Raw genomic sequence first — 21,788 nt, forward strand, 5'->3', positions numbered from 1 at the left:
AGGGGCCGCCGCGCGTGACGCCCCCGGCATGCGCGTCGGCCCCTGCACCACCCGTACCCCCGCACCACCCGCACCCCCGCACCGCCCGCGCCCCCCGCGGGAACAACTCGTTCACATCTCCCGGACCCCGGCTCCCCGTTCTCCCCGCGGCGGCACCGGGAATCTCGGCATTCCCATTCACGATCTCGCCTGAACAATTCCACAGCCCCCTCCGACCATCACGAACGGAATACCTCCGACCGCTTCCCGGAGCCTCTTCTCCGACGAATCAACGGCTTTCCCCGAGTCAACCGCCAGGGGCATGTGAGGTGGATCACTATCGAAGATCCGTCCGATGACGACCTGTTAGGGTGATGGCTCAATGTCAAGCTCCATCCACGGGGGTAAAAGTGGGGGAAGTAGCAAGCGTTGATGTGACCGCCTTTCCGGCGTTCCCGTTCATCGGGTCGGACGACGACCCGTTCATTCCGGTCAGAGATTACGACCTGAAGCACCTCGACGAGTCGACCGGCAGAATCAGACTCCCCTTCGGCGGCTGGGCCTGGCTGATCACCAAGCACGAGGACGTGCGGCAGCTGCTGCGCCACCCGGGCTTCAGCTCCGACCAGTACCGCCCCGGGTTCCCGGTCCTCAACCCGATCCCGCCGACGCGCGAGGGCGCGTCCGGGCTGTTCATCTTCATGGACGGCGACGCCCACAGCCGCTTCCGGCGCATGCTGACCGCCGAGTTCATGATCAAGAACATCCGGCGGATCGAGCCGCTGATCGAGGAGACCGTCAACGAGGCCCTCGGCCGCATGCGCGAGATCGGCCCGCCGGCCGACCTGATGAACGAGTTCGCGCTGCCGGTGCCGTCGATGACGATCTGCCACCTGCTCGGCGTGCCCTACTCGGACCACGACTTCTTCCAGCACCACAGCCGCGCGATCATGGACCGGAACTCCGGTCCGGCCGAGGTCGGCGCCGCCATGGAGGCCCTGAACGGCCTGCTGGGCGACCTGATCACGCACAAGCGGACCCACCCCGGCGAGGACCTGCTCAGCCGGCTGGTGACCGAGCGCGTGATCCCGGGGGAGCTCAAGGAGGAGGAGCTCCTGAGCATGGCCATGCTGCTGCTGGTGGCGGGCCACGAGACCACCGCGAACATGATCGGGATGTCGGCGCTGGCCCTGCTGGAGCACCCCGAGCACCTGGACGCCCTGCGCGAGGACCCGGGCCTGGCGCCCAACCTCGTCGAGGAACTGCTCCGGTACTGCACCGTCGTCCGGACCGGTCTCCCGCGGCTCGCGCTGGAGGACGCCGTCATCGGCGGCCGGGAGATCAAGGCCGGCGAGAGCGTCGTGGCGATGCTGTCGATGGCCAACCGGGACGAGTCGGTCTTCCACGACCCCGAGTTCTTCGACCCCCGGCGCAACGAGGCGCACCGGCACATGGCGTTCGGCTTCGGCCTGCACCAGTGCATCGGCCAGCCACTGGCCCGGGCCGAGCTTCGGATCGCCCTGGTCCAGCTGGCCAAGCAGTTCCCCGGCCTCCGGTCGGAGACGACCCTGGCGGACGTCCCGAAGCGCCACGAGGCGGTCACCTTCGGGCTGGGCGAACTGCCGGTGACGTGGTGACCATGCACATCACTGTCGACCGGGACCTGTGCTGCGGGTCCGGCAACTGCGTGGAGACCGTGCCCGACGTGTTCGACCAGGACAGTCGGGACGGCATGGTGCTGCTGCGGATCTCCCAGCCGCCGGAGCACCTCCGGGAGGCGGTCGAACGCGCCGCCCAGCTGTGTCCGGTGGGCGCCATCGAGATCTCCCGCCGGAATTCGACGGACTGACAGACGCAGCACTGCACGGGGGCGAGCAGACCGCGTCTCGACAATCCGCCTGCCATCCCGCACCGCTGTCCGGAATCCGGTCGCCCGCAGAATTCTCCCGCACGGGCGGCCGGATCCGGCCCGGATGCACAGCGCATCCGAAGCGGTTCTCAACGGATTTCCCGGCGATTTCGAGAACGTCTTTTACTGTCCATTTCACCGCGCCGCGCGACCGCTGTTTCGCGCTGCCCGGAAATGCGGACCGAGCACGGAGCGGCGATCTTCCGCGCCCGACCGGCCCCGCCCCTCACCCCTGTGTGCCCACATAACAGGAGAGCGGAAAAGTTGGATAGTGGCAGCAGCCAGACACGAGTATTTGTATGCAGTAGACACCCCTACGCACGACTGGGCATTCGTGGGGCACTGAAGCAGGACGACGCACTGACCGTGGTCGGCGAGGCGGCGGACATCATCGGGCTGCTGACGGCGACGGCGGTGCGCGAACCGGACGTCGTGGTGCTCGAAGCCCGGAAGCAGACCGACCACCTGCACGAGCTGACCGCCCTCGACACCGCCCTGGTGGTCGTCGTGGAGGACGCCGAGACCGCGGCCGACTGGATCCGTCTGACCGAGGCCAACGTGCGTGCCGTCGTGCACTCCGACGATCCCGAGGAGGTCCTGGTCGAAGCGGTCCGCCGGGCCACCACCGGCGACTGCTACGTCTCCCCCGGCCTCAGCGGCCTGCTCCTCCGGTTCGTGCGGGACACACTGCCCCGCCCCCTCTCGGTGGTCCCCACCCACGCACCCTTGACTTCGCGCGAGTCCGAGGTGCTCCAGCTGGTGCGGCGGGGCATGGCCAACAAGGAGATCGCTCGTCGGCTGGGCCTGAGTGAAAAGACCGTCAAGTTCCACGTCTCCAATGTGCTCGCGAAGGCCCACATGGCCTCCCGGGCGCAGCTGATCGCCTCGGCCGCGGCCATGTGAGACCACGGCCGCGGCCGGCGAGGAGGACGACCCTACGACAGCGGGGCGCCCGCACGGAACCACCGTGCGGGCGCCCCGCTGTCGTGCCCGCGTTCAACACCGCTCCCCGGTGGGAAGACTGACCCGGCCTCCGACGGTCGGCGGACCCGCGGCACCGGACCCGCGGCACCGGCCCGGCCACCGGGACCAGGTCTCCCGTCTTGGCCTAAAGTCCTGGTTTCGCGCCGCCGATCCTGCACCGAAGCCCTGCTCCCCTGCCGTTCCTCTGGCGGAAGTCCCGGTCCGGTCCGGAAACGGATACTCCCGGTATGAAGCCCTCCATGTCCGGTGACCAGACGATCGGCAGCACCCACGACACCGCCATCGCCGTGATCGGAGCCTCCTGTCGGGTCCCCTCGGCATCGGGTCCGGCCGCGTTCTGGCGACTCCTGACGGAGGGCACCGACGCCCTCTCCCCCTGGCCGGAGCAGCGCGGCCCCGGCGGCGCTTCCTGGACCGGCGGCTTCCTCGACGAGGTCGGCACCTTCGACGCCGCCTTCTTCGGCGTCGGGCCCGACGAGGCCGCGGCCATGGACCCGCAGCAGCGCCTCGCCCTGGAACTCGTCTGGGAGGCCATGGAGGACGCCGGGCTGCCCGACCACCGGCTGCGCGGCTCGCGCACCGGCGTGTTCGTCGGCGTCTCCTCGGACGACTACGCCGCCCTCGCCGCCCGCGGCGACCGGGCCGGCCACGGCGAACTGCACGACTTCACCGGCCGGCACCGGGCCGTCGTGGCCAACCGGGTCTCCTGGACCCTCGGCCTCCAGGGCCCCAGCCTCGCCGTCGACGCGGCCCAGGCCTCCTCCCTGGTCGCCGTCCACCTCGCCTGCGAGAGCATCCGCCGCGGCGAGTCCGACCTCGCCTTCGCCGGCGGCGTCAACCTGATCCTCTCCCCGGACGGCATGCGGGCCGCCGCCGGCCTCGGCGCCCTCTCCGCCAAGGGCCGCTGCGCCGTGTTCGACGAGAGCGCCGACGGCTTCGTCCGCGGCGAGGGCGGCGGCGTGGTCCTGCTCAAGCCGCTCGCGCAGGCCGTCGCGGACGGCGACCCCGTCTACTGCGTGATCCGGGGCAGCGCCGTCAACAACGACGGCGGCGGGGAGCGGCTCAGCGACCCCGACGTCGCGGGCCAGCAGCAGGTCCTGCGGCAGGCCTACGCCAACGCCGGGATCGGTACCGAGGCCGTCCAGTACGTCGAGCTCCACGGCACCGGAACCCCCGTGGGCGACCCGGTCGAGGCTGCCGCGGTGTCCGCGGTGATCGGCCGCGGCGCCGACGGCCGCCGGCCGCTGCGGGTCGGCTCGGTCAAGACCAACATCGGGCACCTGGAGGCCGCGGCCGGCATCGTCGGCCTGCTGAAGGCCGCGCTGGCGCTGCGCCACCGCCGGCTGCCCGCCAGCCTGCACTTCCGCACCGCCAACCCGGCGATCCCGCTCGACGAGCTGAACCTCCGGGTGCAGACCGAACTCGACGCCTGGCCGGACCCGGAGGTCCCGCTGGTCGCCGGTGTCAGCTCGTTCGGCATCGGCGGCACCAACTGCCACGTCGTGCTCACCGAGGGGCCCTACGCCGGCCACCCGACGGACGTCGCCGCCCCGGCGGGCGGTGCCGCGCAGGTCGGCACCGCCTCGACGGCCACCGCCACCACGCCTGCCACCGCGCGGGGCCCGCTGCCGTGGGTGCTCTCCGCCCGCTCCGGCCGCGCGCTGGAGGCGCAGGCCGGCAAGCTGCTCGCCCACCTGGACGCCACCGCCGGAGCGGCCGAGGCCGACGCCGCCGGGATCGCCCGCTCGCTGGCCACCGGCCGCTCGGTCTTCGAGCACCGCGCCGTCGTCCTCGGCACCGACCGCTCCGACCTCACCGCCCGCCTGGAGCGCCTGCACGAGGAGGCCGTCAGCGGCCTCGCCGCCCCGGCCGGGCGCACGGCCTTCCTGTTCGCCGGCGGCGGCGCCCACCGGGTCGGCATGGGCCGTGAACTGTACGCCGCTCACCCGGTGTTCGCCGAGGCCCTCGACGAGGTGCTCGCCCACCTCGACCCCGCCCTCGGCCTGCGCGAGGTGCTGTTCGGCGAGCGCGCCGACGCCGCGGCCGCCCTGGACGGCATGCGCCGCATGCAGCCCGCCCTGTTCGCCTTCCAGGTCGCCCTCTACCGCCTGGTCACCTCCTGGGGCGTCGAACCGGACCTGCTGGTCGGCCACTCCTTCGGCGAGATCGTCGCCGCCCACGTCTCCGGCGCCCTCTCGCTGCCCGAGGCGGCCGCGCTCGCCGCCGCCCGCGGCGAACTGATGGAGGCCCTGCCCGCCGGCGGCGCCATGATCGCCGTCGAGGCGACCGAGGAGGAGGCGCTCGCCGCGCTCGACGGCGTCACCGACGTCTCCATCGGCGTCATCAACGGGCCGGCCTCGGTCGTCCTCTCCGGCGCCGAGGAGTCGGTGGCCCGGATCGCCGACGACTTCCGCGACCGCGGCCGCCGCACCACCCGGCTCCGGGTCCGGAACGCCGCCCACTCGCCGCTCACCCTGCCCATGCTCGACGAGTACGCCCGCCGGATCGACGGTCTCACCGTCTCCGAGCCGAGCATCCCGATCGTCTCCACCGTCACCGGCCGCACCGGCACTCCGATGACCGAGGAGTACTGGATCGGGCACGTCGGCGCGACGGTCCGCTTCCACGACGCGATCACCGCCTGCCGCGAGCTGGGCGTCACCCGGTTCGTCGAACTCGGTCCCGACGCCACCCTGACCCCGCTGGTCCGGCCCGACGAGACCGAACTCGCCGTGGCGCTCCAGCACCGCGACCGTCCCGAGCCGCAGACCCTGCTCACCGGCCTCGCCCAGGCCTGGGTCTCCGGTGCGACCGTCGACTGGGCCGGGATCATCGGCGCGGCACCGACCGTCGACCTTCCGACCTACGCCTTCCAGCGCGAGCGCTACTGGCTCGACGAGCGCCCCGCCGCGCCCGCCGCCGAACAGCACCTCAGCTCCGCGACCCTCGCCCTGCGCGACCGGATCCGCACCGAGCCCGAGGGCTTCCTGCGCCGCTGGCTCACCGAGCACCTGGCCGGGAGCACCGGCGGGACCGGCTTCGCCGCCGACGAGACCTTCCGCGACCTGGGCTTCGACTCCGTGCTCTCCGTGCAGCTGCGCAACCGGCTCGCCTCGGCGACCGGCCTGCGGCTGCCCGCCAGCGTGCTCTTCGACTACCCGACGCCGAACGCCCTCACCGCGTACCTGCACGAGCGGATCGTCGGCGTACTGGACGCCGACGAGGACCGGCCGACCGCCGCCCCGGTCGCCGCCACCGACGAGGATCCGATCGCGGTCGTCGGCATGGCCTGCCACCTGCCCGGGGGGATCGACTCGCCGCAGCAGCTGTGGCAGGCGGTGCTCGACGGCACCGACGCCATCTCCGAGTTCCCCACCGACCGCGGCTGGGACCTGGCCGGCCTCTACCACCCGGACCCGGCCAACCCCGGCACCAGCTACGCCCGCCACGGCGGGTTCCTCTCCGGGGCGAGCGAGTTCGACGCCGACTTCTTCGGCATCAGCCCGCGCGAGGCCGCCGCGATGGACCCGCAGCAGCGGCTGCTGCTCGAGACCGCCTGGGAGGCCCTGGAACGGGCCGGCGTCAACCCCGACGGGCTGCGCGGAAGCCGCACCGGCGTCTTCGTCGGTGCGATGGGCATGGAGTACGGCCCGCGGCTGAACGCGCCCGTCGACGGCACCGAGGGCTTCCGCCTCACCGGCACCACCACCAGTGTGGCGTCCGGGCGGATCTCCTACCTGCTGGGCCTGGAGGGCCCGGCGATGACGGTCGACACCGCCTGCTCCTCCTCGCTCGTCGCCCTGCACCTGGCCGTCCAGGCCCTGCGCAACGGCGAGTGCTCGCTGGCGCTGGCCGGCGGTGTCACGGTGCTCTCCACGCCCGGCATGTTCGTGGAGTTCTCCCGTCAGCGCGGCCTCGCCGCCGACGGCCGCTGCAAGGCCTTCTCCGACGACGCCGACGGCACCGGCTGGGGCGAGGGCGTCGGCCTGCTGGTCGTCGAACGCCTCTCCGACGCGCGGCGCAACGGCCACCAGGTGCTGGCCGTCGTCCGGGGCTCCGCCGTCAACCAGGACGGCGGCAGCAACGGCCTCACCGCCCCCAACGGCCCCTCCCAGCAGCGGGTGATCCGGGGCGCGCTGGCGAACGCCCGGCTGGGCGCGGCCGACGTCGACGCCGTGGAGGCTCACGGCACCGGCACGACCCTGGGCGACCCGATCGAGGCACAGGCCCTGCTGGCCACCTACGGCCAGGGCCGCGAGGCCGAACAGCCGCTCTGGCTCGGCTCGTTGAAGTCCAACATCGGCCACACCCAGGCCGCCGCCGGCGTCGCCGGTGTGATCAAGATGATCGAGGCGATGCGCCACGGCGTGATGCCACGCACCCTGCACGCCGACACCCCGTCGCACCACGTCGACTGGGAGTCCGGCGCCGTCAGCCTGCTCACCGAGCAGCGCGACTGGCCCGAGTCGGACCGCCCGCGCCGCTCCGCCGTCTCCTCCTTCGGCATCAGCGGCACCAACGCCCACGTCATCCTGGAAGCCGCCCCCGAGGAGCCGGCCGCCGGGACGGAGGCGCCGGTGGCGGGGTCGCCCGGGGCAGCGGGTGACAGCGCCGCGGGTGACGGTCCGGTGCCGTGGGTGCTGTCGGCCCGGAGCGAAACCGCGCTGACGGAGCAGGCCGCGCGCCTGCTGGAGCGGATCACCGACGGAACCGAACCCGACCTGCACGATGTCGCGTTCACCCTCACGGCCGGTCGCGCCCTGCTGGACCACCGGGCCGTCGTGGTCGGCGACGACCGGGACGAACTGGTCGAGCGGCTAAGGGAGTTCACCACCGCTGGCGCCTCCGCCGGAGTGATCTCCGGCCGGGTCGGACCGGGTTCGGTGAACGGTGCCGTGTTCGTGTTCCCGGGTCAGGGTTCGCAGTGGATCGGTATGGCGCGTGAACTCCTGGACTTCTCACCGGTGTTCGCCGGGAAGATGACGGAGTGCGCTGCCGCGCTGGAGCCGTTCGCCGACGGCTGGTCGCTGCTCGATGTCGTGCGTGACGGCGAGGAGGGCTCCCTCGACCGGGTCGACGTCGTGCAGCCCGTGCTGTTCGCCGTCATGGTCTCCCTCGCCGAACTCTGGCGCTCCCTGGGCGTCAAGCCCACCGCCGTCGTCGGCCACTCCCAGGGCGAGATAGCCGCCGCCCACGTCGCCGGCGCCCTCACCCTCGACGACGCCGCACGCATCGTCGCCCTGCGCAGCCGCGCCATCCTCCGCCTCTCCGGCCGCGGCGGCATGCTCTCCGTCCTCGCCCCCCAGGAACGCATCCACGAACACCTCACCGCCGGCCTGCAGATCGCCGTCGTCAACGGCCCCGAACAGGTCGTCGTCTCCGGCGCCCCCGAGGAACTCGACACCCTCGCCGCACGCTGCGAGACCGACGGCATCCAGGCCCGCCGCATCGCCGTCGACTACGCCTCCCACTCCCCCCAGGTCGAGGAACTCCGCGAAGAACTCCTCCACCTCCTCGCCCCCGTCACCCCCCGCACCGGCCACACACCCCTGATCTCCACCGTCACCGGCGAAGCCATCGACACCGCCACCATGGACGCCGCCTACTGGTTCACCAACCTCCGCGAGACCGTCCGCTTCGACACCGCCCTCACCACGCTGCTCACCACCGGCCACCGCGTCTTCGTCGAAACCAGCCCCCACCCGGTCCTCACCGGCCCCGTCACCCAGGCCGCCGAGAACACCGGCACCGAAGGCGTCCACGCGATCGGCACCCTGCGCCGCGGCGAAGGCGGACAGCACCGCCTCCTCCACAGCCTCGCCGAAGCCCACACCACCGGCCTCACCGTCGACTGGACCCCCTGGACCGGTGCCGGCCGCCTCACCGACCTCCCCACCTACGCCTTCCAACACCGCCGCCACTGGCTGCCGGCGAGCGCCACGGCCACCGACGTCGGTTCCATCGGCCTGGGTACGGTCGACCACCCGCTGCTCGGCGCTTCGCTGCAACTCGCCAATGGCGAGAGCGTCCTGACCGGGCGGATCTCGCTGTCGAGCCACCCGTGGCTCGCGGACCATGCCGTGTTCGGGACGGTCGTCCTGCCGGGCACCGCGTTCGTCGAACTCGCCCTGCACGCCGCCGACCGGGTCGGCCACCGCGTCCTCGACGAACTCACCCTCGAACGCCCCCTCGTCCTCACCGACACCGCCCACAGTGTCATCCAGGTCACCGTCGCCTCTCCCGACACCGACGGCCGACGCACCGTCACCATCCACTCCCGCCCCCACACCACCGACACCGACCCCACCGACCCCACCGACGACTGGACCCGCCACGCCGTCGGCACCCTCAGCGACACCCCCACTACCCCCGCGCCCTACACCGGCACCTGGCCCCCCACCGGCGCCCAGCGCATCGACACCACAGACAGCTACCAGCGGCTCAGCACGGTCGGCTACGGCTACGGCCCCACCTTCCAGGGCCTCACCGCGCTCTGGCAGCAGGGCCAGGACCTCTACGCCGAGGTCGTCCTGCCGACCGGCACCGACGGCTTCGCCCTGCACCCCGCCCTCCTCGACGCCGCCCTCCACCCGCTGCTCGCCGACGAACTCCTGGTCCCCTTCTCCTGGAACGGCGTGCAGCTGCACGCCACCGACGCCACCACTCTGCGCGTCCACCTCACCCGCCGGGGCGAAGGCGCGGCCCGTCTCACCGCCTACGACACCACCGGCCACCCCGTCGTCACCGTCGACGACCTCCGCCTCCAGCCGATGTCCGCCGACCAGCTCGCCACCACCACCGACGAACCGCTGTACGAGCTTCGTTGGCACGAGATCCCGCGTCCGCAGAGTCCCGTCGTGCCGGAGGACATCGCGCTCGCCCGGGTCGAGGCCGAAGGCGATCTCTTCACCCGTCTCACCGAAGTGCTGGAGATCACGCAGCAGTTCCTCACCGACCCCGCCAACGAGGACACCCGGCTGGTCGTCGTCACCCAGGGCTCCCTCACCGACCACCCCGACCCCGTCACCGCGGCCGTCTGGGGCCTGCTCCGCTCCGCCCAGACCGAGCAGCCGGGCCGCATCGTGCTGATCGACGTCGACATCTGGTCGGAGGAGGCGTTCGCCGCCGCCATTGCCACCGGCGAGCCCCAAGTGGCCTTCCGGGCAGGGCAGCTGTTCGTCCCCCGGCTCGCTCTCGCAAGCGCCGGCACCTACCCGGCACCGGCTTGGAACCCGGACGGCACGGTGCTGATCACCGGTGCGAGCGGCACCCTCGGCCGACTGGTCGCCCGCCACCTGGTCACCGAGCACGGCGTCCGCCGGCTGCTCCTGCTCAGCCGCAGCGGCGCCCGGGGCTCCGAGGAGTTCGCCGCCGAACTCCTTGAACTCGGCGCCACGCCCGCGTTCGTGGCCTGTGACGTCGCCGACCGCGACCAACTCGCCGCCGCCCTGGCCGGCATTCCGGCCGAGCACCCGCTCACCGCCGTCGTCCACGCCGCCGGGGTCCTCGACGACGCCGCCGTCACCAACCTCGGCGTCGAGCAGCTCGCCAACGTCCTGCGGCCCAAGACGGACGCCGCCGACCTCCTGCACGAGCTGACCGCCGGGGCCGACCTCGCCGCCTTCGTCCTCTTCTCCTCGGTCGCGGGCGTCATCGGTACGGCCGGGCAGGCCAACTACGCCGCCGCCAACGCCTACCTCGACGCCCTGGCACAGGACCGGCACGCGGCCGGGCTGCCGGCGACCTCCCTCGCCTGGGGCCTGTGGGCCGACGCCAGCTCCATGACCGGCCACCTCGACAGTGCCGACCTGGGCCGCCTCACCCGCACCGGCCTCGCCCCCCTCACCACCACCCAGGGCCTCAACCTCCTCGACCGGGCCCTCACCACCACCCACCCCACCCTCGTCCCCGCCCGACTCGACCACCCCACCCTCCGCAACCGCGCCACGGAGAACACCCTCCCCACCCTCTACCGCAACCTCGTCCGCACCCCCACCCGACCCACCGCCACCACCCATACCCAGACCGGCACCTGGACCACCGACATGGCCGCCCTCACCCCCGAGGAACGCCACACCACCCTCATCACCCTCCTCCACCACCACATCAACACCGTCCTCGGCCACACCACCACCGACACCACCGACACCCCCGACACCGAACGCCCCTTCCGCGACATGGGATTCGACTCCCTCACCGGACTCGAACTCCGCACCCGCCTCCAGAACACCACCGGCCTCCGACTCCCCTCCACCCTCGTCTTCGACTACCCCACCCTCACCACCCTCGCCCACCACCTCGACCAACACATCCAAGGCACCACCACCACCCACACCCCCACCACCCACACCACCACCACCGACCACGACCCCATCGTCATCGTCGGCATGGCCTGCCACCTGCCCGGGGGGATCGACTCGCCGCAGCAGCTGTGGCAGGCGGTGCTCGACGGCACCGACGCCATCTCCGAGTTCCCCACCGACCGCGGCTGGGACACGGCGGGGCTCTACGACCCCGACCCCGGCAGCACCGGCAAGACGTACTCAACCCGGGGCGGATTCCTCTCCGGCGCGAGCGAGTTCGACGCCGACTTCTTCGGCATCAGCCCGCGCGAGGCGACCGCGATGGACCCGCAGCAGCGACTGCTGCTGGAGACCTCCTGGGAGGCCCTGGAGCGCGCCGGCATCGACCCCGCCACCCTGCGCGGCAGCCGCACCGGCGTCTTCGCCGGCCTGATGTACCACGACTACGGCACCTGGCTGTCGGAGGCGAGCGAGGACGTCGAGGGCCTGCTGATCACCGGCAGCAGCGGTGGTGTGGCGTCCGGGCGGATCTCCTACCTGCTGGGCCTGGAGGGCCCGGCGATGACGGTGGACACCGCCTGCTCCTCCTCGCTGGTCACGCTCCACCTCGCCGTCCAGGCCCTGCGCAACGGCGAGTGCTCGCTGGCGCTGGCCGGCGGTGTCACCGTCATGGCGACGCCGACCACCTTCGTGGAGTTCTCCCGCCAGCGCGCCATGTCCCCCGACGGCCGCTGCAAGGCCTTCTCCGACGACGCCGACGGCGCCGGCTGGTCCGAGGGCGTCGGCATGCTCGTCGTCGAACGCCTCTCCGACGCCGAGCGGCTCGGGCACCGGGTGCTGGCCGTCGTCCGGGGCTCCGCCGTCAACCAGGACGGCGCGAGCAACGGCCTCACCGCCCCCAACGGCCCCTCCCAGCAGCGCGTCATCCGCGATGCCCTCGCCAACGCCCGGCTCACCCCGGCCGATGTCGACCTCGTCGAGGCGCACGGCACCGGCACCGCGCTCGGCGACCCGATCGAGGCACAGGCCCTGCTGGCCACCTACGGCCAGGAGCACGACGCCGAACGGCCGCTCTGGCTCGGGTCGGTGAAGTCCAACATCGGGCACACCCAGGCGGCGGCGGGTGTCGCGGGCGTGATCAAGATGGTCGAGGCGATGCGCCACGGCGTGATGCCGCGCACCCTGCACGCCGGCACCCCCTCCCACCACGTCGACTGGGAGTCCGGCGCCGTCAGCCTGCTCACCGAGCAGCAGGAGTGGCCCGAACTCGACCGCCCGCGACGCTCCGCCGTCTCCTCCTTCGGCATCGGTGGGACCAACGCGCACGTGGTCCTGGAGGCCGCGTCGGATGAGCCCGCGCCGGAGTCGGCCGAGGTCGCGGGTGACGGTGCGGTGCCGTGGGTGCTGTCGGCCCGGAGCGAGGCCGCGCTGACGGAGCAGGCCGCGCGCCTGCTGGAGCGGATCACCGACGGAACCGAACCCGACCTGCACGATGTCGCGTTCACCCTCACGGCCGGTCGTACGCTGCTGGACCACCGGGCCGTCGTGGTCGGTGACGGTCGTGAAGAACTCGCCGAGCGACTCAAGGAGTTCGTCTCCACCGGCAGCTCCGCCGGTGTCGTCACCGGTCGGGCCGGATCCCCGGGAACGGTGTTCGTGTTCCCGGGTCAGGGTTCGCAGTGGATCGGCATGGCGCGTGAACTCCTGGACTTCTCACCGGTGTTCGCCGGGAAGATGACGGAGTGCGCTGCCGCGCTGGAGCCGTTCGCCGACGGCTGGTCGCTGCTCGACGTGGTCCGCGACGACAACGCCCACGCCCTCGACCGGGTCGACGTCGTCCAACCCGTGCTGTTCGCCGTCATGGTCTCCCTCGCCGAACTCTGGCGCTCCCTGGGCGTCAAGCCCACCGCCGTCGTCGGCCACTCCCAGGGCGAGATAGCCGCCGCCCACGTCGCCGGCGCCCTCACCCTCCAGGACGCCGCACGCATCGTCGCCCTGCGCAGCCGCGCCATCCTCCGCCTCTCCGGCCGCGGCGGCATGCTCTCCGTCCTCGCCCCCCAGGAACGCATCCACGAACACCTCACCGCCGGCCTGCAGATCGCCGTCGTCAACGGCCCCGAGCAGGTCGTCGTCTCCGGCACCCCCGAGGAACTCGACACCCTCGCCGCACGCTGCGAGACCGACGGCATCCAGGCCCGCCGCATCGCCGTCGACTACGCCTCCCACTCCCCCCAGGTCGAGGAACTCCGCGAAGAACTCCTCCACCTCCTCGCCCCGGTGACACCGCGCACCGGCCACACACCCCTGATCTCCACGGTCACCGGCGAGGCCATCGACACCGCGACGATGGACGCGGGCTACTGGTTCACCAACCTCCGCGAGACCGTCCGCTTCGACACCGCCCTCACCACGCTGCTCACCACCGGCCACCGCGTCTTCGTCGAGACCAGCCCCCACCCCGTCCTCACCGGACCCGTCACCCAGGCCGCCGAGAACACCGGCACCGAAGGCGTCCACGCGATCGGCACCCTGCGCCGCGGCGAAGGCGGACAACTCCGCCTCCTCCACAGCCTCGCCGAAGCCCACACCACCGGCCTCACCGTCGACTGGACCCCCTGGACCGGTGCCGGCCACCTCACCGACCTCCCCACCTACGCCTTCCAACACCGCCGCCACTGGCTGCCCGCAGCCAAGCCGGTCCTGGACGCGACCGGGCTCGGGCTGAACCCGGCCGGGCACCCGCTGCTGGGCGCCGCCGTCCGGCTGGCCTCCCAGGACGGGCTGGTGCTGACCGGCCAGGTGTCACTGGGCATGCATCCCTGGCTCGCCGACCACGGCGTGTTCGGGGCGGTCGTCCTGCCGGGCACCGCGTTCGTCGAGCTCGCCCTGCACGCCGCCGACCGGGTCGGCCACCGCGTCCTCGACGAACTCACCCTCGAACGCCCCCTCGTCCTCACCGACACCGCCCAGAGCGTCATCCAGGTCACCGTCGCCTCTCCCGACACCGACGGCCGACGCACCGTCACCATCCACTCCCGCCTCCACACCACCGACACCGACCCCACCGACCCCACCGACGACTGGACCCGCCACGCCGTCGGCACCCTCACCGACACCCCCACCGACAACCCCGCGCCCTACACCGGCACCTGGCCCCCCACCGGCGCCCAGCGCATCGACACCACCGATGCCTACGAGCGCCTCAGCGCTCTGGGCTACGGCTACGGGCCGGCCTTCCAGGGCCTCACCGCGCTCTGGCAGCAGGGCCAGGACCTCTACGCCGAGGTCGTCCTGCCCACCGACTCCGACGGCTTCGCCCTGCACCCCGCCCTCCTCGACGCCGCCCTCCACCCGCTTCCCGCCGGTGACCTCTGGGTCCCGTTCTCCTGGAACGGCGTGCAGCTGCACGCCACCGACGCCACCACCCTGCGCGTCCACCTCACCCGCCGCAGCGAGAACGCCGCCCACCTCACGGCCTACGACACCACCGGCCACCCCGTCGTCACCGTCGACGACCTCCGCCTCCAGCGGATGTCCGCCGACCAGCTCGCCACCACCACCGACGAACCGCTCTACCGGATCGGCTGGTCGCAACTGCCCACTCCGCAGAACCCGGCCGCGCCCAGCGGCGTCACCGTCGCCCGCGTCGCGCCCGGCGGCGAGCTGCGCGATCGGCTCACCGAAATCCTGGAGCTCACGCAGCAGTTCCTCGGCGACCGCGCGAACGACGACACCCGGCTCGCCGTCGTCACCCAGGGCTCCCTCACCGACCGGCCCGACCCGGTCACCGCGGCCGTCTGGGGCCTGCTCCGCTCCGCCCAGACCGAACACCCCGACCGCATCCTGCTGATCGACGTCGACACCTGGTCCGAGTCGGCACTCGCCACCGCCGTCGCCACCGGTGAACCGCAGGTCGCGGTGCGCGGTTCCGAGGTCCTGGCGCCGCGGCTGACCCTCGTCGCCCCGAACACGGAGGACACCGCCGCACCAGCGGCCTGGAATCCGAACGGCACGGTGCTGATCACCGGCGCGAGCGGCACCCTCGGCCGGCTGGTCGCCCGCCACCTGGTCACCGAGCACGGCGTCCGCCGGCTGCTCCTGCTCAGCCGCAGCGGCACCGCCGCCCCCCAGGACCTCCTGGACACCGGGGCGCACGTCACCGTACGGGCCTGCGACGTCGCCGACCGCGACCAACTCGCCGCCGCCCTGGCCGACATCCCCACCGAGCACCCGCTCACCGCAGTCGTCCACACCGCAGGCGTCCTCGACGACGGCGTCCTCGAAGCCCTCACCCCCGAACGCCTCGACACCGTCCTGCGACCCAAGGCCGACGCCGTCCACGCCCTGCACGACCTCACCGCCGACACCGACCTCGCCGCCTTCGTCCTCTTCTCCTCCGCCGCCGGCGTCCTCGGCTCCGCAGGGCAGGCCAACTACGCCGCCGCCAACGCCTACCTCGACGCACTGGCACAGCAACGACACGCGGCCGGACTCCCCGCCACCTCCCTCGCCTGGGGCCTCTGGGCCGACGCCAGCTCCATGACCGGCCACCTCGACAGTGCCGACCTGGGCCGCCTCACCCGCACCGGCCTCGCCCCCCTCACCACCACCCAGGGCCTCAACCTCCTCGACCGGGCCCTCACCACCACCCACCCCACCCTCGTCCCCGCCCGACTCGACCACCCCACCCTCCGCAACCGCGCCACGGAGAACACCCTCCCCACCCTCTACCGCAACCTCGTCCGCACCCCCACCCGACCCACCGCCACCACCCATACCCAGACCGGCACCTGGACCACCGACATGGCCGCCCTCACCCCCGAGGAACGCCACACCACCCTCATCACCCTCCTCCACCACCACATCAACACCGTCCTCGGCCACACCACCACCGACACCACCGACACCCCCGACACCGAACGCCCCTTCCGCGACATGGGATTCGACTCCCTCACCGGACTCGAACTCCGCACCCGCCTCCAGAACACCACCGGCCTCCGACTCCCCTCCACCCTCGTCTTCGACTACCCCACCCTCACCACCCTCGCCCACCACCTCGACCAACACATCCAAGGCACCACCACCACCCACACCCCCACCACCCACACCACCACCACCGACCACGACCCCATCGTCATCGTCGGCATGGCCTGCCGATACCCCGGCGACATCACCTCCCCCCAGGACCTCTGGCGAGCCGCCCTGGACGGCGCGGACGTCATCTCGGACTTCCCCACCGACCGCGGCTGGGACCTCGCCAACCTCTACGACCCCGACCCGGAGGCCGTCGGCCGCACGTACACGCGCAAGGGCGGATTCCTCCAGGACGCCGCCGTGTTCGAGCCGGAGTTCTTCGGTATCAGCCCGCGCGAGGCGACCGCGATGGACCCGCAGCAGCGACTGCTGCTGGAGACCTCCTGGGAGGCCCTGGAGCGCGCCGGCATCGACCCCGCCACCCTGCGCGGCAGCCGCACCGGCGTCTTCGCCGGCCTGATGGCGATGGAGTACGGGCCGCCGCTGCACGAGCCGATCGAGGGCATGGACGGCTTCCGGATGCTCGGCAGCTCGTCGAGTGTGGCGTCCGGGCGGATCTCCTACCTGCTGGGCCTGGAGGGCCCGGCGATGACGGTCGACACCGCCTGCTCCTCCTCGCTCGTCGCCCTGCACCTGGCCGCCCAGGCGCTGCGCAACGGCGAATGCACGCTCGCCGTCGCGGGCGGTGTGACGGTGATGTCCACGCCGACCACCTTCGTGGAGTTCTCCCGCCAGCGCGCCATGTCCCCCGACGGCCGCTGCAAGGCCTTCTCCGACGACGCCGACGGCGCCGGCTGGTCCGAGGGCGTCGGCATGCTCGTCGTCGAACGCCTCTCCGACGCGCGCCGCAACGGCCACCAGGTGCTGGCCGTCGTCCGGGGCTCCGCCGTCAACCAGGACGGCGGCAGCAACGGCCTCACCGCGCCCAACGGGCCCGCCCAGCAGCGGGTGATCCAGGACGCGCTGGCCGGCGCCCGGCTGACCGGCGCGGACGTGGACGTCGTCGAGGCGCACGGCACCGGCACCGCGCTCGGCGACCCGATCGAGGCACAGGCCCTGCTGGCCACCTACGGCCAGGAGCACGACGCCGAACACCCGCTCTGGCTCGGCTCGTTGAAGTCCAACCTCGGCCACACCCAGGCCGCCGCCGGCGTCGCCGGCATCATCAAGATGGTCCAGGCGATGCGCCACGGCGTGATGCCCCGCACCCTGCACGCCGGCACCCCCTCCCACCACGTCGACTGGGAGTCCGGCGCCGTCAGCCTGCTCACCGAGCAGCAGGAGTGGCCCGAACTCGACCGCCCGCGACGCTCCGCCGTCTCCTCCTTCGGCATCAGCGGCACCAACGCCCACGTCATCCTGGAAGCCGCCCCCGAGGAGCCGGCGGGCCTGCCGGCCCAGGAGAGGCCCGGGGCCGCCCCGGCGGTCGCCTGGGCACTGTCGGCGAAGACCCCGGACGCGCTGCGCCGGCAGGCCGGCCGCCTGCTGGAACGGCTCACCGACGGGACCGACGGCTCCGGCCCCGACCCTCGCGACGTCGGGCACACCCTGGCCGTGGGCCGGGCGGTGCTGGACCACCGCGCCGTGCTGCTGGGCACCGGGCGCGAGGAGCTGACCGGCGCGCTGGCCGCCCTCGCCCGCGGCGAGGAGAGCCCCGCCGTCGTCTCCGGCCGCACGGGTGCCGCCGGCGCCGGCGGCCTGGCGATGGTGTTCTCCGGCCAGGGCTCGCAGCGGGCCGGGATGGGCCGGGAGCTGTACGAGCGGTACCCGGTGTTCGCCGAGGCGTTCGACGCCGTCTGCCGGACGGTGGACGAGCAGCTCGACGGCCACGCCGAACACCCGCTGCGCGACGTGGTGTTCGCCGAGGCCGGCACCCCGGTGGCGGCGCTGCTGAACCAGAGCGTGTACACCCAGACCGGCCTGTTCGCCCTGGAGGTGGCGCTGCTCGCGCTGCTGGAGGAGCGCGGGGTGACGCCCGACTACGTCATGGGCCACTCGTTGGGCGAGATCACCGCGGCGTACGCGGCGGGCGTGCTCACGCTGCCCGACGCCTGCGCCCTGGTGGCCGCCCGCGGCCGGCTGATGCAGGCCCTGCCGACGGGCGGGGCGATGGTCGCGATCGAGGCCGCGGAGCAGGAGGCCGAGGCGTACATCGCCGGGGCCGGTCTGGCCGACGCGGTCGGGATCGCCGCCGTCAACGGGCCGCTGGCCGTGGTGGTCTCGGGCGACGAGGAGGCGGCGGTCGCGGTCGCCGAGCACTTCCGGGCCGCCGGGCACCGGGTGCGCCGGCTGTCGGTGTCGCACGCCTTCCACTCGCACCGGATGGACGCGATGCTCGACGGGTTCGCCGAGGTGCTGGCGGGCCTGACCTTCCGGGCGCCGCTGATCCCGGTGGTGTCGAACGTCACCGGCGGCCTGATCGACGCCGAGCGGTTCGGCACGCCGCAGTACTGGGTGGACCACGTCCGCGGGGCGGTGCGCTTCGCCGACGGGGTGCGCTGCCTGGCCGGACACGGCATCACCGCCTTCCTGGAGGTCGGGCCCGAGGCCGTGGTGACGCCGATGGTGCACGCCACCCTCGACGAGGAGCTCGGCCGGGACGGCTTCGTCGCGGTGGCCGCGCTCACCGCCGGCCGGCCGGAGCCGCTCGCGCTCACCCAGGCGCTGGCCCGGCAGTTCGTGGCGGGCGTGCCGGTGCCGTGGGAGCGGACCGTGCCCGGCGGCCGTCTGGTCGAGCTGCCCGGACACGTCTTCGCGGGGCAGCGCTACTGGCAGGACGCGGTCGGCTCGACGGCCGGCCTCCAGGCCGCCGGCCTGCACGCCACCCGGCACCCGCTGCTCGGCGCCGCCGTCCACCTGCCGGACGGCCAGGCCGTGCTCACCGGCCGGGTGCTGCCCGGCTCGCACCCCTGGCTCGCCGACCACGCGGTCGACGGGACGGTGCTGCTGCCCGGCACGGCCTTCCTGGACCTCGCGCTGCACGCCGCCGACGCGGTGGGCTGCCGGCTGGTGGAGGAGCTGACCCTGGAGGCGCCGCTGGTCCTGCCGACGGAGGCCGCCGTGTACCTCCAGGTCGCGGTCGGCGCCGCGGACGAGGCGGGCCGCCGGTCCGTCACCGTGCACTCCTCGGCCTCACCGGCCTCGGCCACCGAGCCCTCGGTCCGGCACGCGACCGGTGTGCTGTCCTCCGCGCCCGCGCAGCCGGCCGGGGCCTGGCCCTGGCCGCCGGCCGACGCCCGGCCGGTCCCGGTCGAGGGGCTGTACGAGGAGCTCGCGGGGCGCGGCTACGGCTACGGCCCGGTGTTCCAGGGCCTGCGGGCCGCCTGGACGACCTCCGACGCCCTCTACGCGGAGGTCGAACTCCCCTCCCGGCCGGACGGGTTCGGGATCCACCCGGCCCTGCTCGACGCGGCCCTGCACGCCGTGACGCTCGGCGTCCCGTCGCTCGGCGGGACGGAGAGCACCGCGGGCGCCGCCGGCGCCGGGCGGCCGCTGCTGCCGTTCTCCTGGGCGGGGGTCTCGCTGGAGGCCTCCGGGGCGACGGCGGTCCGGGTGCGGCTCGCCGCCGCCGGTGACGACACCGTCGCGCTCACCGCCGTCGACACCACCGGCCGGCCGGTGATCACCGTGGACGCCCTGACGCTGCGCCGGATGTCCGCGACCGCCCCGGACCGGGACGGCGGGCTGCACCTGCGCTGGCGGGCCGTCCCGGCCGGGCGGCCGGGCTCCGCACCGGCCGACGTCACCGTCGCCATGGTCGCCCCCGGCGGCGACCTGCGGGCCAGGCTGACGGAGGTCCTGGTGCAGACGCAGAAGTTCCTGACCGTGTCCGGGTCGGTCGACGGCCGGCTCGCCGTGGTCACCCAGGGGACGATGGCGGAGCGGCCCGACCCGGTCACCGCCGCCGTCTGGGGCCTGCTGCGCTCGGCCCAGGCCGAGAATCCCGACCGGATCCTGCTGATCGACGTCGACACCTGGTCGGAGGAGGCGTTCGCGCTGGCCGTCGACTCGGGCGAGCCCCAGGTGGCCGTCCGCGGCCGGCAGGTACTGGTGCCCCGGCTGAGCCGTTCCGCCCCGCCGGCCCCGGACCCTGACGTACCCGGGGACCGGACCGTCCCGGCGGCGCCGCGGGCGCTCGACCCCGAGGGCACGGTGCTGATCACCGGTGCGAGCGGCACCCTGGGCCGGCTGGTCGCCCGCCACCTGGTCACCGAGCACGGCGTCCGCCGGCTGCTCCTGCTCAGCCGCAGCGGCACCGCCGCCCCCCAGGACCTCCTGGACACCGGGGCGCACGTCACTGTACGGGCCTGCGACGTCGCCGACCGGGAACAGCTGGCCGCGGTGCTGCGGGAGATCCCGGAGGAGTTCCCGCTGACCGCCGTCGTCCACACCGCCGGTGTGCTCGACGACGGCGTCCTGGAGGCCATGACCCCCGAACGCCTGGACACCGTCCTGCGCCCGAAGGCCGACGCCGTCCACGCCCTGCACGACCTCACCGCCGACACCGACCTCGCCGCCTTCGTCCTCTTCTCCTCCGCCGCCGGCGTCCTCGGCTCTGCGGGACAGGCCAACTACGCCGCCGCCAACGCCTATCTCGACGCACTGGCACAGCAGCGGCACGCGGCCGGACTCCCCGCCACCTCCCTCGCCTGGGGCCTCTGGGCGGAGGCGAGCGGGATGACGGAGGGCCTGGCGGCGGCCGACCTGGGCCGGATCGCCCGGACGGGTCTGCGGCCGACCTCGACCGAGGAGGGGTTGGCGGCGTTCGACCGGGCCCTGCTCGGCACCCGGCCGGTGGTCGTCCCGGTGGCCGTCGACCCGGCGGCGCTGGACGCGGACAGCGCGCCGCCGCTGCTGCGGGACCTGGTGCCGGCGCCCCGTCGCCGGGCGGCCGCGGCGGGAGCCGTCGCCGTCGCCGAGGAGACCCTCGCGGACCGGCTGCGCGGGCTGTCGCCCGAGCAGCGGCACGAGCTGGTGCTCGGTCTGGTCCTGGCGGACGTGGCACATGTCCTCGGCTACGGGGACGCCCACGGGGTCTCCCCCGAGGGGGCCTTCCGCGATCTCGGCTTCGACTCGCTGACCGCCGTCGAACTGCGCAACCGGATCAACGACCGGACCGGCCTGAAGCTGGGCGTGACGGCGGTGTTCGACCACCCCAGCCCGCGTGAGCTGGCGGACCATCTGCTCGACCGCCTCGCCCCGGCGCCCGCCGAAGCCGCGGACGCCGGGGAGCCGGACTACGAACGGGTGCTGGCCGACCTGGCCAGGATCCGCACGCACCTCGCCGCGCTGGACCTCACCGGCGCCCAGCGCACCACCCTGACCGAGACCCTGCGCGACCTGTCGGAGCCGTGGAGCGGCGGCCCGTCCGGGACCGCGGCCGAGGAGCCGGCCGGCCTCGCCTCGGCCAGCGCCGCCGAAGTCCTCGACTTCGTGACCAACAGCCTCGGCATCTCCGTGTCCGGCGACGAAGCCCCCACCGACCTGATCTGAGAGTGAGCCCATGCCCACCGAAGAAGAACTGCTGAAGTACCTCAAGGCGGTCTCCGAGGAGCTGCACGCCACTCGGGGCCGGTTGC

4 protein-coding genes are annotated in these 21,788 nt (G+C 73.4%); all 4 read left to right on the forward strand.

From position 1 onward, the window contains the following. Window positions 1-413: 413 nt before the first annotated feature. The 4 genes from OG715_RS09665 (at window position 414) to OG715_RS09680 (ending at window position 21,702) form a co-directional block, all read left to right on the forward strand. Window positions 414-1,616, forward strand: coding sequence for a cytochrome P450 (locus OG715_RS09665; RefSeq protein ID WP_030397510.1), 1,203 nt, complete (start codon window positions 414-416; stop codon window positions 1,614-1,616). 2 nt (window positions 1,617-1,618) lie between these two features. Next, entirely contained in the window at window positions 1,619-1,828 is a 210-nt protein-coding gene (locus tag OG715_RS09670; RefSeq protein ID WP_266275511.1) for a ferredoxin, read from the forward strand. 426 nt (window positions 1,829-2,254) lie between these two features. Beyond that, window positions 2,255-2,791, forward strand: coding sequence for a response regulator transcription factor (locus OG715_RS09675; RefSeq protein ID WP_266275509.1), 537 nt, complete (start codon window positions 2,255-2,257; stop codon window positions 2,789-2,791). A 320-nt stretch (window positions 2,792-3,111) separates the two neighbouring features. After that, window positions 3,112-21,702 carry a type I polyketide synthase gene (locus tag OG715_RS09680; RefSeq protein WP_266275507.1) on the forward strand — a complete coding sequence of 6,197 codons (18,591 nt, stop codon included), beginning with the start codon at window positions 3,112-3,114 and terminating at the stop codon, window positions 21,700-21,702. Window positions 21,703-21,788 lie beyond the last annotated feature (86 nt).

It is taken from the genome of Kitasatospora purpeofusca, assembly GCF_036010405.1.
In the GTDB taxonomy this organism is placed as follows: Bacteria; Actinomycetota; Actinomycetes; order Streptomycetales; family Streptomycetaceae; genus Kitasatospora; species Kitasatospora purpeofusca.

Excerpts from the sequence above, each read along its gene's own strand:
- OG715_RS09670 (WP_266275511.1), top strand. The coding sequence starts at position 1,619 with ATGCACATCACTGTCGACCGGGACCTGTGCTGCGGGTCCGGCAACTGC.
- OG715_RS09680 (WP_266275507.1), top strand. The coding sequence starts at position 3,112 with ATGTCCGGTGACCAGACGATCGGCAGCACCCACGACACCGCCATCGCC.